The 12,252-nt window shown below is 67.4% G+C and carries 13 protein-coding genes; 12 read left to right on the top strand and 1 reads right to left on the bottom strand.

Annotated features, from left to right (window positions below; genetic code table 11):
• The first annotated feature begins 31 nt into the window (after nt 1–31).
• The 3 genes from rplK to H4281_RS08275 all read left to right on the top strand — a co-directional run bounded on the left by rplK (nt 32) and on the right by H4281_RS08275 (nt 2,152).
• Entirely contained in the window at nt 32–463 is a 432-nt protein-coding gene (rplK, locus tag H4281_RS08285) for a 50S ribosomal protein L11 (RefSeq protein ID WP_037360170.1), read from the top strand.
• Between the two features lie 90 nt (nt 464–553).
• On the top strand, nt 554–1,273 hold the full coding sequence (rplA, locus tag H4281_RS08280; protein WP_009072208.1) for a 50S ribosomal protein L1: 720 nt from the start codon (nt 554–556) through the stop codon (nt 1,271–1,273).
• Nucleotides 1,274–1,342: 69 nt separating this feature from the next.
• Nucleotides 1,343–2,152 carry an alpha/beta fold hydrolase gene (locus tag H4281_RS08275; RefSeq protein ID WP_182890306.1) on the top strand — a complete coding sequence of 270 codons (810 nt, stop codon included), beginning with the start codon at nt 1,343–1,345 and terminating at the stop codon, nt 2,150–2,152.
• Nucleotides 2,153–2,155: 3 nt separating this feature from the next.
• On the opposite strand, the gene H4281_RS08270 is transcribed toward H4281_RS08275, so the two are convergent.
• A complete protein-coding gene (locus H4281_RS08270) occupies nt 2,156–3,160 on the bottom strand; it encodes a hypothetical protein (RefSeq protein ID WP_182890305.1) in 1,005 nt (334 codons plus the stop codon).
• Nucleotides 3,161–3,479: 319 nt separating this feature from the next.
• On the opposite strand from H4281_RS08270, the gene rplJ reads away from it, so the two are divergent.
• The 9 genes from rplJ to H4281_RS08225 all read left to right on the top strand — a co-directional run bounded on the left by rplJ (nt 3,480) and on the right by H4281_RS08225 (nt 12,251).
• Nucleotides 3,480–4,034 carry a 50S ribosomal protein L10 gene (rplJ, locus tag H4281_RS08265; protein WP_037816297.1) on the top strand — a complete coding sequence of 185 codons (555 nt, stop codon included), beginning with the start codon at nt 3,480–3,482 and terminating at the stop codon, nt 4,032–4,034.
• 49 nt (nt 4,035–4,083) lie between these two features.
• The gene (gene rplL / locus H4281_RS08260; protein ID WP_009072216.1) at nt 4,084–4,476 is read left to right on the top strand and encodes a 50S ribosomal protein L7/L12; all 393 of its coding nucleotides are present in this window, start codon (nt 4,084–4,086) and stop codon (nt 4,474–4,476) included.
• 458 nt (nt 4,477–4,934) lie between these two features.
• A complete protein-coding gene (locus H4281_RS08255; protein ID WP_182890304.1) occupies nt 4,935–6,113 on the top strand; it encodes an ABC transporter ATP-binding protein in 1,179 nt (392 codons plus the stop codon).
• Nucleotides 6,114–6,145: 32 nt separating this feature from the next.
• On the top strand, nt 6,146–6,898 hold the full coding sequence (locus H4281_RS08250) for an MlaE family ABC transporter permease (RefSeq protein WP_051165981.1): 753 nt from the start codon (nt 6,146–6,148) through the stop codon (nt 6,896–6,898).
• 2 nt (nt 6,899–6,900) lie between these two features.
• Nucleotides 6,901–7,737 carry an MlaE family ABC transporter permease gene (locus H4281_RS08245; RefSeq protein ID WP_037360186.1) on the top strand — a complete coding sequence of 279 codons (837 nt, stop codon included), beginning with the start codon at nt 6,901–6,903 and terminating at the stop codon, nt 7,735–7,737.
• A complete protein-coding gene (locus H4281_RS08240; RefSeq protein WP_182890303.1) occupies nt 7,734–9,065 on the top strand; it encodes an MCE family protein in 1,332 nt (443 codons plus the stop codon). The genes H4281_RS08245 and H4281_RS08240 overlap by 4 nt, the downstream gene beginning before the upstream one ends.
• Nucleotides 9,062–10,090: an MCE family protein gene (locus tag H4281_RS08235; RefSeq protein ID WP_182890302.1), complete on the top strand. Its 1,029-nt coding sequence runs from the start codon at nt 9,062–9,064 to the stop codon at nt 10,088–10,090. Before H4281_RS08240 ends, H4281_RS08235 begins: the two co-directional genes overlap by 4 nt.
• Complete coding sequence (locus H4281_RS08230; protein WP_182890301.1) at nt 10,087–11,073, top strand: MCE family protein; 987 nt, start codon at nt 10,087–10,089, stop codon at nt 11,071–11,073. The genes H4281_RS08235 and H4281_RS08230 overlap by 4 nt, the downstream gene beginning before the upstream one ends.
• Nucleotides 11,070–12,251: an MCE family protein gene (locus tag H4281_RS08225; protein ID WP_182890300.1), complete on the top strand. Its 1,182-nt coding sequence runs from the start codon at nt 11,070–11,072 to the stop codon at nt 12,249–12,251. Before H4281_RS08230 ends, H4281_RS08225 begins: the two co-directional genes overlap by 4 nt.
• Nucleotide 12,252 lies beyond the last annotated feature (1 nt).

Here is a 12,252-nt window from a genome sequence, read left to right as displayed (position 1 = left end):
GACTCACGTCAGTTAAGAAGGACACAAGGTAATGCCACCCAAGAAGAAGAAGCTTGCGGCGATCATCAAGCTGCAGATCAAGGCGGGTGCGGCCAACCCCGCGCCGCCGGTCGGCCCGGCGCTGGGTCAGCACGGCGTCAACATCATGGAGTTCTGCAAGGCCTACAACGCCGCGACCGAGTCGCAGCGCGGGGACGTCGTCCCGGTCGAGATCTCCGTGTACGAAGACCGGTCGTTCGACTTCAAGCTGAAGACGCCGCCGGCCGCCAAGCTGCTGCTCAAGGCCGCGGGCGTGGAGAAGGGCTCCGGCGAGCCGCACAAGACCAAGGTCGCCAAGGTCACCTGGGACCAGGTCCGCGAGATCGCGAAGACCAAGGAGACCGACCTCAACGCGCACGACATCGACCAGGCCGCGAAGATCATCGCCGGCACCGCCCGCTCGATGGGCATCACGGTCGAGTAATTGCTTCGGCCCCGCTGAAGCAAGACCAGTGGGAGAGCCAGGTGCTGGCTCGTCACCACACTGATCCACTGACTTACTAAGGACAGAAGCATGACCAAGCACAGCAAGGCCTACCGCCAGGCCGCGGAGCTGATCGACAAGGCGCGCCTGTACGCGCCGCTCGAGGCCGTGAAGCTGGCGAAGGAGACCTCCAAGACGAAGATGGACGCGACCGTCGAGGTCGCGATGCGTCTCGGGGTCGACCCGCGCAAGGCCGACCAGATGGTCCGCGGCACCGTGAACCTGCCGCACGGCACCGGTAAGACCGCCCGCGTCATCGTTTTCGCCGTTGGCGACAAGGCCGCTGAGGCCGAAGCCGCCGGCGCGGACGCGGTCGGCACCGACGAACTGATCGAGCGCATCCAGGGTGGCTGGCTCGACTTCGACGCCGCGATCGCGACGCCGGACCAGATGGCCAAGGTGGGCCGCATCGCCCGCATCCTCGGCCCGCGCGGCCTCATGCCGAACCCGAAGACCGGCACGGTGACCCCCGCGGTCGAGAAGGCCGTGAAGGACATCAAGGGCGGCAAGATCAACTTCCGCGTCGACAAGCAGGCGAACCTGCACCTGGTGATCGGCAAGGCGTCGTTCGACACCGAGAAGCTGGTGGAGAACTACGCGGCCGCGCTGGACGAGATCCTGCGCGCCAAGCCGTCGTCGGCGAAGGGCCGCTACGTCAAGAAGGTCACCTTCACCACGACGATGGGCCCGGGCATCCCGGTCGACCCGGCGCGGACCCGCAACCTCCTCTCCGAGGAAGCGGCGGTCTGAGTCGCACATCACGCGAAAGGGTGGTCACGCTTCGTGCGTGACCACCCTTTTTTCGTGTCTCATGGACATATGCCAACGACGTTCCTCGCCCCCGACGGGCTCCAGCTGAGCTACACGGTCTGGGAGGGCGACGGACGGCACCGGCGTCCCGTCGTGCTGCACCACGGTTTCGCCGCCGATTCCCAGGTGAACTGGGTCAACCCCGGCGTCGTGGACGCACTGGTCAAGGCCGGGTTCACGGTCATCGCCCTGGACGCGCGCGGACACGGCGCGTCAGAGAAACCGCACGACCCGGCGGCCTACGGCGAGGACATCATGGCCGCGGACCTGACCGCGTTGTTCGACGAACTGGGCCTGGACGAGGTGTGCCTGGCGGGCTACTCGATGGGCGCGATCGTCTCACTGCTGGTGGCTACGAGTGACCGCCGAGTCCGCTGCCTCGCGGTCGGCGGCGTCGGCGCGGGAATCGTGGACTTCGGCGGGGTCGACGCCAGGGTGATCAACCGCAGCCAGATCGCGGACGGACTGCTGGCCGAAGACCGGTCGGAGGTGCCCCCGGCGGCACGCCCGTTCCGCCGCCTGGCCCGCCGCGCGGGCGCGGACGTCGAAGCATTGGCCGCGGTCATGCACGCGACCCCGCACGGCCCGATGCGGCTCACGAACCTTTCGGCGGCGACGCTCATCCTGGCCGGGGAGTCGGACGAACTGGCGACCCAGCCGGAACGCCTCGCCGCGGGGATCGCGGGGGCGCGACTGGTGCGGGTCCCGGGGAACCACATGGAAGCGGTGGCCCACCCGGCTTTCGCGGCGGCGCTGGTGGACTTCTTCGCGTACTCGGACACGGGGGAGACCCGGTTGCCGATCAGTTCGCCTGTTTGACGGTCAGCCCGGGGTAGAGGTCGCCGTGGGCGGCGGGCATTTCTCGGGGCCGGACGAGTGACCGGTGATCAGCCACTGGCCTTTGTCCACTTTGGTCACCTCGAACACGCCTAGCGCCGGGCCGCCGCTCACGCTGAACGAGCAGGAATCGATCTTCACCACCGGCGGCGGAGTCGGTCCGGAGACGTAGGACGGGAGCGATTCGGCGTAGTCGTTCACGTTCTTCACTTGCGCGTGGAGCTTCTCGACCGCGACCTTGCAGTCCGGCTGACCGGTGGTGTCCTTGGCGAACTTGTCCTGGATGTCCTCGCGGAAACGACCGCAGGCGTCGGCGACCCGGCCCTGGGCGATGTTGTGGTAGACGAACCGCACCGCCTCGTTCGGATTGGTCGAGAAGATGTGGTTCGTGTGGTAGGTCCCGCCGCCCTCGGCGGCGATCTGGGCCGAGGTTTTGCCGTCGTCGCTGGGAAAGATCTGGTGGTACCCCCAGTTGACCAGGATGCCGAGGATGACCAGGGCGATCACCCAGCCAAGGATCTTCCCGCCGAGCCGCTTCACCCAGCGCGGCACCGGGCGGCGGTTCTTCGGCGGTTCCTCGTAGTTGGTCAGCGCACCCGGCTGGTTCGGCGGCGCTGGCGGCTGCCCGCCGGCGAGCGGTTGCGGCTGGCGGTTTCCGGCCGGGACCAGGCCCGCGTCGGGTGCCGGAGCCGGTTCGGCGCCCTGCTGGGACTGGGTGAACCGCAGGTACTCCTGGAACCGCTGGAATTCCTGGAACTGGCGCAGCTGCTCCGGATCCAGTTGCGGCTCAGCCGATCCGCTCGGCTGCGGGAGATTCGGCGCGGCCGGTTGGGGCGGGTTCGCCGACGGCTGGGCGGGAGGTCGCGGCGCGACCTCGGCCCCACCGGACTGCGGCAGCGCAGGCGGAGATGCGGGCGGTTGAGCCGAGGACCCGCCCGAACCGGGAGAGGGGGTTTCTTCCGGCTTTCCGTGATCACGCTGTTCCGCCACGTCACCAATGATGCCCGCTCCGCCGCGATTTCCCGAGACTGCCCCGGTTCTCGCAGCTCAGCGAGGGGGTGCCTGCGAACGCCGCGAAGGGCTCCCGTATGCTGGTCGACGGTTCTACCAAAGACCGCTGGTTCTCTCCGGATTCCCGGGGAGCGAAGGTTCGCCCGTTACGGCGACGGCCCGCGCAGGAGGAACGAGGCTTTCACCCCGGTCGCAAGGCTGGGCAACGCCCCGCGTCTGACTGCGCGTGGGCGTTTTTGTCGTTCGGGGGCTCCTCCGCCGAAGCCAGTGGTGACACTAGCCAAGAGAGGAGGCGACCATGGCGAAGCCCGACAAGGTGGCGGCCGTCGCCGAGATCGCGGAGAGTTTCCGCAGCAGCTCGGCCACCGTCGTTACCGAGTACACCGGCCTCTCCGTGACTCAGCTGTCCCAGCTGCGCCGCGCTCTCGGCACCAGTGCCAAGTACCGGGTCGCGAAGAACACCCTCGTCAAGCGTGCCGCTGAGGACGCCGGCCTCGAGGGGATCGAGGACCTGTTCGTCGGCCCGACCGCGATCGCTTTTGTGCACGGCGAGGCAGTCGACGCCGCGAAGGCGCTTCGCGACTTCGCGAAGGAAAACAACGCGCTTGTCATCAAGGGCGGCTACATGGACGGCAAGTCGCTGTCCGTGGACGAGATCACCAAGATCGCCGATCTCGACAGCCGCGAGGTGCTGCTCTCCAAGGCGGCGGGCGCGTTCAAGGCGAAGCTTTCCCAGGCCGCGGCGCTGTTCCAGGCGCCGGCGTCCCAGGTTGCCCGCCTGGCTGCCGCGCTGGAGGAGAAGCAGCGCAACGCCACCGGTACCGAAGCAGCCGAAGCACCCGCCGAGAGCTGAACCACCCCACCCCCGAACGTCTCGTTCGTTTTTCTGAGAGGAAGCCATCATGGCGAAGCTGAGCACCGCCGAGCTGATCGACGCCTTCAAGGAGCTGACCCTTCTTGAGCTGTCCGAGTTCGTGAAGGAATTCGAAGAGGTCTTCGACGTCACCGCCGCCGCCCCGGCCGCCGTCGTGGCCGCCGCCCCGGGTGCCGCCGCCGGTGGCGCCGAGGCCGCTGCCGAGCAGGACGAGTTCGACGTCATCCTCGACTCGGCCGGCGACAAGAAGATCCAGGTCATCAAGGTCGTCCGCGAGGTCGTCTCCGGTCTGGGCCTGAAGGAGGCCAAGGAGCTGGTCGAGGCCGCTCCGAAGGCGCTCCTGGAGAAGGTCGACAAGGAGGCCGCCGACGCCGCCAAGGAGAAGCTCGAGGCCGCCGGCGCCAAGATCACCATCAAGTGATCCCGGGCGCGCAAGCGCCTGCTGCACCACCTCGAAAGGGGCGGACACCCGACACGGGTGCCCGCCCCTTTTGCTCTCCGGACAAAAAAAGACGCACAGTCGCCGAGTTGGGTCCGCAGAGCCCTCGTTCAGGCGAACAAACCGTTCACCCGACGGCCCCGGGTCACCCCCTGTTTGCCGCGTTTCCGCCGGTTAACCCGTCAGGGTGAGCGGCGGTCGGCCATCTGGATCTGCGCCCGAACGTGACGTGCACTACCGTGCTGCCAGCAGTCGCCGTACTGGATCCCCGGCACGTGAGGCGTGCACGGGGGCTGGCCAGAGAACAAAACTGGTGAGTAACCTGTTCGCGCTCAGCTCGTTGCACCTGGTTGAAGCGGAGTTCGCCGCGCGAGCTCCGCCGCTGCCAGCGGTGACGGGGCGGCGGTGCGCGACGACGCGGAACAGCTCCTGGAGGTGCGATGGGTGCCGAGGTGGTCATCGAAGGTCTGACGAAGTCCTTCGGAAAGCAGACCATCTGGCGGGACGTGACGCTGACCCTGCCTCCCGGCGAGGTCTCGGCGATGCTCGGCCCGTCCGGAACCGGCAAGTCCGTGTTCCTGAAGTCGATGATCGGCCTGCTCAAGCCGGACCGCGGACGGTGCGTCATCAACGGCGTCGACATCGTCACCTGCTCCGAGCACAAGCTGTACGAGATCCGGAAGCTCTTCGGCGTCCTGTTCCAGGACGGCGCGCTGTTCGGCTCGATGAACCTCTTCGACAACGTGGCCTTCCCGCTGCGGGAGCACACGAAGAAGTCCGAGACCGAGATCCGCCGGATCGTGCTGGAGAAGCTCGAGATCACCGGTCTCGCCGGCGCGGACAAGAAGCTCCCCGGCGAGATCTCCGGCGGTATGCGCAAGCGCGCCGGGCTCGCCCGCGCCCTCGTGCTGGACCCGGAGATCATCCTGGTCGACGAGCCGGACTCCGGTCTCGACCCGGTCCGCACGACCTACATCTCGCAGCTCTTCCTCGACGTCAACGCCCAGATCGACGCGACGTTCCTCATCGTGTCGCACAACATCAACCTCGCCCGCACGGTGCCGGACAACCTCGGCATGCTGTTCCGCAAGGAACTCGTCATGTTCGGCCCGCGCGAGGTGCTGCTGACCAGCGACGAGCCGGTGGTCGAGCAGTTCCTCAACGGCCGCAAGCTCGGCCCGATCGGCATGTCCGAGGAGAAGGACAGCGCTCAGATGGCCCGCGAGCAGGCGGAGGCCGAGGCGGGCCACGGCGACGTGCTCAACGAGGACGTCCGCGGCGTCGTGCCGCAGATGCAGGTCAGCCCCGGTGTTCCGGAGCGGGCCGGGGCGAAGCGGCGGATGGACCGCGTCATGCGGATCCTGCACACGCTCCCGCCGAGCGCGCAGGAGGGGATCATCGAATCCCTGACGCCCGAGCAGCAGCGGCACTACAACGTGCGGCCCAACCCCGCGGCCTTCCACCACCAGCCGGGTCCCGAGGACACGCAGCAGCTGCCGCCGGTGAGCTCGCCGGGTCCGGTGCCCAACCAGCACCAGGGACAGCTTCCCGCCGACCAGGTCGCGCGCATTCCGGGCGCGGACCGCCGGTCGCCCCGGCACGGGCAGGGTGGCGCGTGACCACCAGCACGGCCAAGATCCCCGGCTACGGAATGCTGCGGGAGACCGGGAACCTGTTCGCGCTCGGCCTCGACATCATCCGCGGCATCTTCCAGCGCCCGTTCCAGTTCCGCGAGTTCATCCAGCAGGCCTGGTTCGTCGCGAGCGTGACGATCCTGCCGACCGCGCTCGTCGCGATCCCGTTCGGCGCGGTCATCTCGCTGCAGTTCGGCGCGCTCGCTCGCCAGCTCGGCGCGCAGTCCTACACCGGTGCCGGTTCGGTGCTGGCGACCGTGCAGCAGGCCAGTCCGCTGGTCACCGCGCTGCTGGTGGCCGGCGCGGGCGGCAGCGCGGTCTGCGCTGACATCGGCGCGCGGACCATCCGCGAGGAGATCGACGCGATGGAGGTGCTGGGCGTCTCCGCGGTCCAGCGTCTGATCGTGCCCCGCACGCTCGCCATGATGCTCGTCGCGCTCCTGCTCAACGGCATGGTCAGCGTCATCGGCGTGCTTGGCGGCTACTTCTTCAACGTCGTGCTCCAGGGCGGCACCCCGGGCGCGTACCTGTCCAGCTTCTCCGCGCTCGCGCAGTTGCCCGACCTCTGGGTCGGCGAGATCAAGGCGCTGATCTTCGGCTTCATCGCCGCGGTCGTGGCGGCTTATCGCGGCCTGCACCCGAGCGGCGGCCCGAAGGGCGTCGGCGACGCGGTGAACCAGTCGGTGGTCATCACGTTCCTGCTGCTCTTCGTCGTGAACTTCGTGATCACGCTGATCTACCTGCAGCTCGTGCCCGGAAAGCTGGACTGACCATGACGTTCCTCTCGGGGGCGAAGCGGATCGCCAACCGTCCGCTGGAAACCCTGGACACGCTCGGCGACCAGATGTCGTTCTACGGCAGGGCTCTGCTGTGGACGCCGCGCACGCTGCGCCGTTACACCAAGGAAGTGCTGCGGCTGCTGGCCGAGGTGAGCTTCGGCTCCGGCTCGCTCGCGGTCATCGGCGGCACGGTCGGCGTGATGGTCGGCCTGACGCTGTTCACCGGTGTCCTCGTCGGCCTCCAGGGCTACTCGGCGCTGAACTCGATCGGCACCTCGGCCTTCACCGGCTTCCTCACCGCGTTCTTCAACACCCGCGAGATCGCGCCGCTGGTCGCCGGGCTGGCGCTGTCGGCGACGGTCGGCGCGGGCTTCACCGCGCAACTGGGCGCGATGCGGATCTCCGAGGAGATCGACGCGCTCGAGGTGATGGGCGTGCCGAGCCTTCCGTACTTGGTGACCACCCGGATCATCGCCGGGTTCGTCGCGGTGATCCCGCTGTACGTGATCGGCCTGCTGAGCTCGTACCTCGCCTCGCGGCTGGTCGTTATCTATATCTACGGACAATCAGCGGGTACCTACGACCATTACTTCGACCTGTTCCTACCACCGCAAGACGTGCTCTATTCGTTCATCAAGGTGCTGATCTTCAGCGTTTTGATCATTCTTTCGCACTGTTACTTCGGGTACCGGGCCAGCGGCGGGCCCGCCGGGGTGGGCGTGGCCGTCGGCCGCGCGGTGCGGCTTTCCATCGTCACGGTTTCGGTCGTGAACTTCTTCATCGGTTTCGCGATTTGGGGAACCGACGTCACGGTGAGGATTGCGGGATGACCACACTACGGCGCAGGTTGCTCGGCCTGCTGCTGGTGGCGGTGCTCGTCGGCGGGATCGCGCTCAGCATCGCGATGTACGACAAGGCGTTCAGCAAGTTCGTCACCGTGAAGCTCGACGCGGGCAGCATCGGCAACCAATTGCTCAAGCAGTCGGACGTGAAGGTCCGCGGGTTGATCGTCGGTTCGGTGGAGGACATCAAGGCCACCGAGAACGGCGCGGAACTGACGCTGGCGATGGACCCGGAGTCGGTGAAGCTGATTCCGCAGAACGTGTCGGCGCGATTCCTGCCGAAGACGTTGTTCGGCGAACGCTATGTGTCGCTGGAGATTCCGAAGGACCCGTCGGCCAAGACGCTTTCCCAGGGCGACGTGATCACCCAGGACCGCACGTCGAGCGCGGTGGAGCTGGAGCAGGCGCTGGAGCACCTCATGCCGGTGCTGCAGGCGGTCCAGCCGCAGAAGCTGTCCAGCACGCTCACCGCGATCTCGACCGCGCTGCAGGGCCGCGGCAAACCGCTCGGCGAGACGCTTTCCCAGCTCGGCCAGTACATCGGCGACCTGAACCCGCACGAGCCGGAACTGCAGCACAACCTCCAGGCGCTCGCGGAGTTCTCCGGCCACCTCAGCAACGCGACGCCGGATCTGGTGCAGAGCCTGGACAACCTGAGCACGACCACGCGCACCGTGGTGGCCGAGCAGGCGAACCTGTCGAGCCTCTACGGCAACCTCACCACCGCGTCGCAGGACCTGCAATCGTTCCTCGAAGCGAACTCACAGAACCTGATCAGCCTGGCCAGCACCGCGCGCCCGACCGCCGAGCTGCTCGCCAAGTACTCGCCGGAATACCCGTGCGTGCTGAAGCAGATGGCGAAGGTCGTGCCGGTCGCGGACGCGGCGCTCGGCAAGTACAACGGCAAACCCGGCCTGAACGCGACCATCGAGGTCGTCGTGAACCGCGGGCCGTACAAGCCGGGAGAGGAACCGCGGTTCGAGGACAAACGCGGTCCGCGCTGCTATGACCTCAACCCCGCGCCGGACCCGTTCCCGCAGCAGCCGCCGGACGGCCCGTTCAAGGACGGCACCAAGCAGGGCGCGGCTCCGAAGACCGTGGGCGAAGGCCTTAATCCCGCCAACTTCAAGGGCGACGCGGCCGGGCTGAACGGCGGCGGGGCCTCGGGCGGCAACCCGGTCAACACCGCGGCCGAGAACAACTTCCTCGCCGCGCTGGTCAGCCCGGAGATGGGGATTTCGCAAAGCCAGTTCCCGGGCTGGGGCTCGCTGCTCGTCGGCCCGCTCTACCGGGGCACGGAGGTGACGGTCAAGTGAGGGGACTCGCCGCACCGCTGATCAAACTGACGATCTTCGTGGTCGTCACGGTGCTGTTCACGACCGTGCTGGGCATCAGCATCGCGAACATCAACACCACCAGCACCAGCGCCTACTCCGCGCGGTTCACCGACGCGACGCTCCTGCTGCCGAACGACGACGTGCGCATCGCGGGCGTCCGCGTCGGCCAGGTCAAGGACGTCAAGATCGTCGACAAGCGCCAGGCGCAGGTGGACTTCGAGGTCGACTCCGGACGGAAGCTCCCGGCAGGCGTCACCGCGCAGATCAAGTTCCGCAACCTGGTCGGCCAGCGCTACGTCTCGCTCGGCGAGGGCGACGACACCAGCGGCGCGACGCTCAAGCCGGGCGACACCATCCCGCTCGAGCGCACCACGCCCGCGCTGGACCTGACCGAGCTGTTCAACGGCTTCAAGCCGCTGTTCACCGCGCTGAACCCGAGCGACGTGAACAAGCTGTCGTACGAGGTCATCCAGGTTCTGCAGGGCGAGGGCGGCACGGTGGAAAGCCTGCTGTCGCACACCGCCTCGCTGGCCACCACGATCGCCAACAAGGACCAGGTGATCGGCGAGGTCATCGACAACCTCAACTCGGTCCTCGACACGGTCAACCAGCACACCCCGCAGCTCAACGACCTGATCGTGAAGCTGCAGCAGCTGGTGTCCGGGCTCGCCGCGGACCGCAAGCCGATCGGCGACGCGATCGAGGGGCTGGGCAATCTGGCGAACACGACCGCGGGCCTGCTCACCGACGCGCGGGCTCCGCTGAAGGACGACATCGCCGCTCTTGGCAAGCTCACCACGAACCTGAACCAGAACGAGCCGCTCGTCGAGCACTTCATCCAGTTCATGCCGAAGAAGGTCAGCGCGCTCACCCGCACGGCCGACTACGGCTCGTGGTTCAACTTCTACGCGTGCGAGATGACGGGGACGGTCGGCGCGCCGCCACTGCTGCCGAACACGAACTTCACGCTCTTGCCGACGAATCGGGACAGGTGCAAGGGATGAAGTCCTTCCAGAAACGCAACCCGATCCCGATCGCGCTGGTCGGCATCGCGGTCATGGCGCTCGGCCTCGTCGCCGCGATGAACTCCGAGGACCTGCCGGTGATCGGCGGCGGCACCACCTACAGCGCGGACTTCTCCGAAGCGGCCGGGCTGCAGAAGGACAACGACGTGCGGATCGCGGGCGTGAAGGTCGGCAAGGTGTCCGACATCAAGCTCGACGGGCCGAACGTCAAGGTGTCGTTCAAGGTCAAGGACGCCTGGATGGGCGACAAGACCACGGCGGCGATCAAGATCAAGACGCTGCTGGGCCAGAAGTACCTCGCGCTCGACCCGCAGGGCAACGGCAATCTCGACCCCGGATCGCCGATCCCGCGCGATCGCACGATGTCGCCCTACGACGTGCTCGACGCGTTCCGCGGCCTTTCGCAGACGGTCGACGCGATCGACACGAACCAGCTGTCGAAGAGCTTCGAGGCGATCACCCAGACGTTCTCGAACACCCCGCAGGACGTGAAGGGCGCGCTGTCCGGGCTTTCGAAGCTGTCGGACACCATCGCCAAGCGCGATTCGCAGCTGGCGAACCTGCTGGCCAACACGCGCCAGGTGTCGCAGACCCTGGTCGACCGCGACGCCGAGGTGCAGAAGCTGATCACCGACGGCAACCAGCTGCTGGACGAGATCGGCAAGCGCGAGCAGGCGATCAAGACGCTGCTCGACGGTTCCAAACAGCTGTCGGCGCAGTTGCAGGGCCTGATCGACGACAACGACGGCCAGCTGAACCCGGTGCTCACCCAGCTCGACCAGCTCACCTCGATGCTGCAGCGCAACCAGGATTCGCTGGCACAGGGGATCCAGAAGTTCGCGCCGTTCATCCGGGTCTTCAACAACACGATCGGCACCGGGCACTGGTTCGACAACTACATCTGCGGCCTGGTGCTTCCCTCGGTCGGCCCGCTCAATCCGGAGGGGTGCAACTCCAAATGACCGACACCCGCTTCGGCCAGTCGCTCACCCGCGGCTTCACGATCGCGATCGTGCTCGCGCTCGTGGTCGCGGGCGCGCTGTGGTGGACCCTCAAGGACGCCGGCCGCAACCACCTGACCGCGTACTTCTCCGGCGCCGTCGGCCTTTACGAGGGCAACAGCGTCCGGATGCTCGGCGTGGACATGGGCACGGTGACCAAGATCCAGCCGATGGGCAACCAGGTCCGGGTCGACCTCGAGTACGACCGCTCGGTCGCGGTGCCCGCCGACGCGAAGGCGCTGATCGTGGCCCCGTCGCTGGTCAGCGACCGCTACATCCAGCTCGCCCCGGCCTATACCGGCGGCCCGCGGATCTCCGACGGCGCGACGATCGGCCTCGACCGCACCGAGGTGCCGTTGGAGGTCGACCAGCTCGCCGCCAGCCTCGCCAAGGTCAGCGAGACGCTCGGGCCGAACGGGGCCAACAAGAACGGCTCGCTCTCGGACCTGCTGAACACCGCCGCGAACAACCTCGACGGCAACGGCAAGGCGCTGCACGACACGATCACCAAGCTCGGGCAGGCGTCCGGAACGCTGGCGGGCAACAAGGACGACCTCTTCCAGACGGTGCAGAACCTCGGCAAGTTCTCCCAGTCGCTCGCCAACAGCGACGGCCAGGTGCGCCAGTTCGAGAGCCAGCTCGCCGACGTGAGCGGATTCCTCGCGGGGGAGAAGGACAATCTCGCCCAGACCGTGCAGCAGCTCGGCACCACGCTGCAGTCGGTGCAGGGCTTCATCGAACGCAACCGCGGCCGGTTGAAGTCCAATGTGGACAAACTGGCCAGTGTGACCAAGGTGCTGGTTGACCAGCGCAGCTCGCTCGCCGAGATCCTCGACGTCGCGCCGGTCGCGCTGTCCAACATCGTCGGTGTCTACAACGGCTCGTCCGGCACGCTCGACGCGCGGCCGAATCTCAACGAGCTGACCGCCCCGCCGCTGGTGATGGTCTGCAGCCTGCTCAAGCAGACCTCGGTGACCAAGCAGCTGCTCGGCAACGCCTGCGACGGCATCGCCAAGGTGGTCGACGGCGCGATCCCGCTCCCGTCCACCGCGCAGGTCATCCAGGCCATGCAGAACGGCCAGCTGCCGCCGCTGCCGCTCCCGCTGCAGGGCCAGGTCTACGGGACGCAGGGGAGCTGAC

The sequence above is a fragment of the Amycolatopsis dendrobii genome (assembly GCF_014145675.1).
GTDB lineage: Bacteria > Actinomycetota > Actinomycetes > Mycobacteriales > Pseudonocardiaceae > Amycolatopsis > Amycolatopsis dendrobii.
Note: the sequence above shows the minus strand (reverse complement) of the source record. Positions and strands in the feature narration are given on the sequence as shown.

Excerpts from the sequence above, each read along its gene's own strand:
- rplK (WP_037360170.1), top strand. The coding sequence starts at position 32 with ATGCCACCCAAGAAGAAGAAGCTTGCGGCGATCATCAAGCTGCAGATC.
- rplA (WP_009072208.1), top strand. The coding sequence starts at position 554 with ATGACCAAGCACAGCAAGGCCTACCGCCAGGCCGCGGAGCTGATCGAC.
- H4281_RS08275 (WP_182890306.1), top strand. The coding sequence starts at position 1,343 with ATGCCAACGACGTTCCTCGCCCCCGACGGGCTCCAGCTGAGCTACACG.
- rplJ (WP_037816297.1), top strand. The coding sequence starts at position 3,480 with ATGGCGAAGCCCGACAAGGTGGCGGCCGTCGCCGAGATCGCGGAGAGT.
- rplL (WP_009072216.1), top strand. The coding sequence starts at position 4,084 with ATGGCGAAGCTGAGCACCGCCGAGCTGATCGACGCCTTCAAGGAGCTG.
- H4281_RS08255 (WP_182890304.1), top strand. The coding sequence starts at position 4,935 with ATGGGTGCCGAGGTGGTCATCGAAGGTCTGACGAAGTCCTTCGGAAAG.
- H4281_RS08250 (WP_051165981.1), top strand. The coding sequence starts at position 6,146 with ATGCTGCGGGAGACCGGGAACCTGTTCGCGCTCGGCCTCGACATCATC.
- H4281_RS08245 (WP_037360186.1), top strand. The coding sequence starts at position 6,901 with ATGACGTTCCTCTCGGGGGCGAAGCGGATCGCCAACCGTCCGCTGGAA.
- H4281_RS08240 (WP_182890303.1), top strand. The coding sequence starts at position 7,734 with ATGACCACACTACGGCGCAGGTTGCTCGGCCTGCTGCTGGTGGCGGTG.
- H4281_RS08230 (WP_182890301.1), top strand. The coding sequence starts at position 10,087 with ATGAAGTCCTTCCAGAAACGCAACCCGATCCCGATCGCGCTGGTCGGC.
- H4281_RS08225 (WP_182890300.1), top strand. The coding sequence starts at position 11,070 with ATGACCGACACCCGCTTCGGCCAGTCGCTCACCCGCGGCTTCACGATC.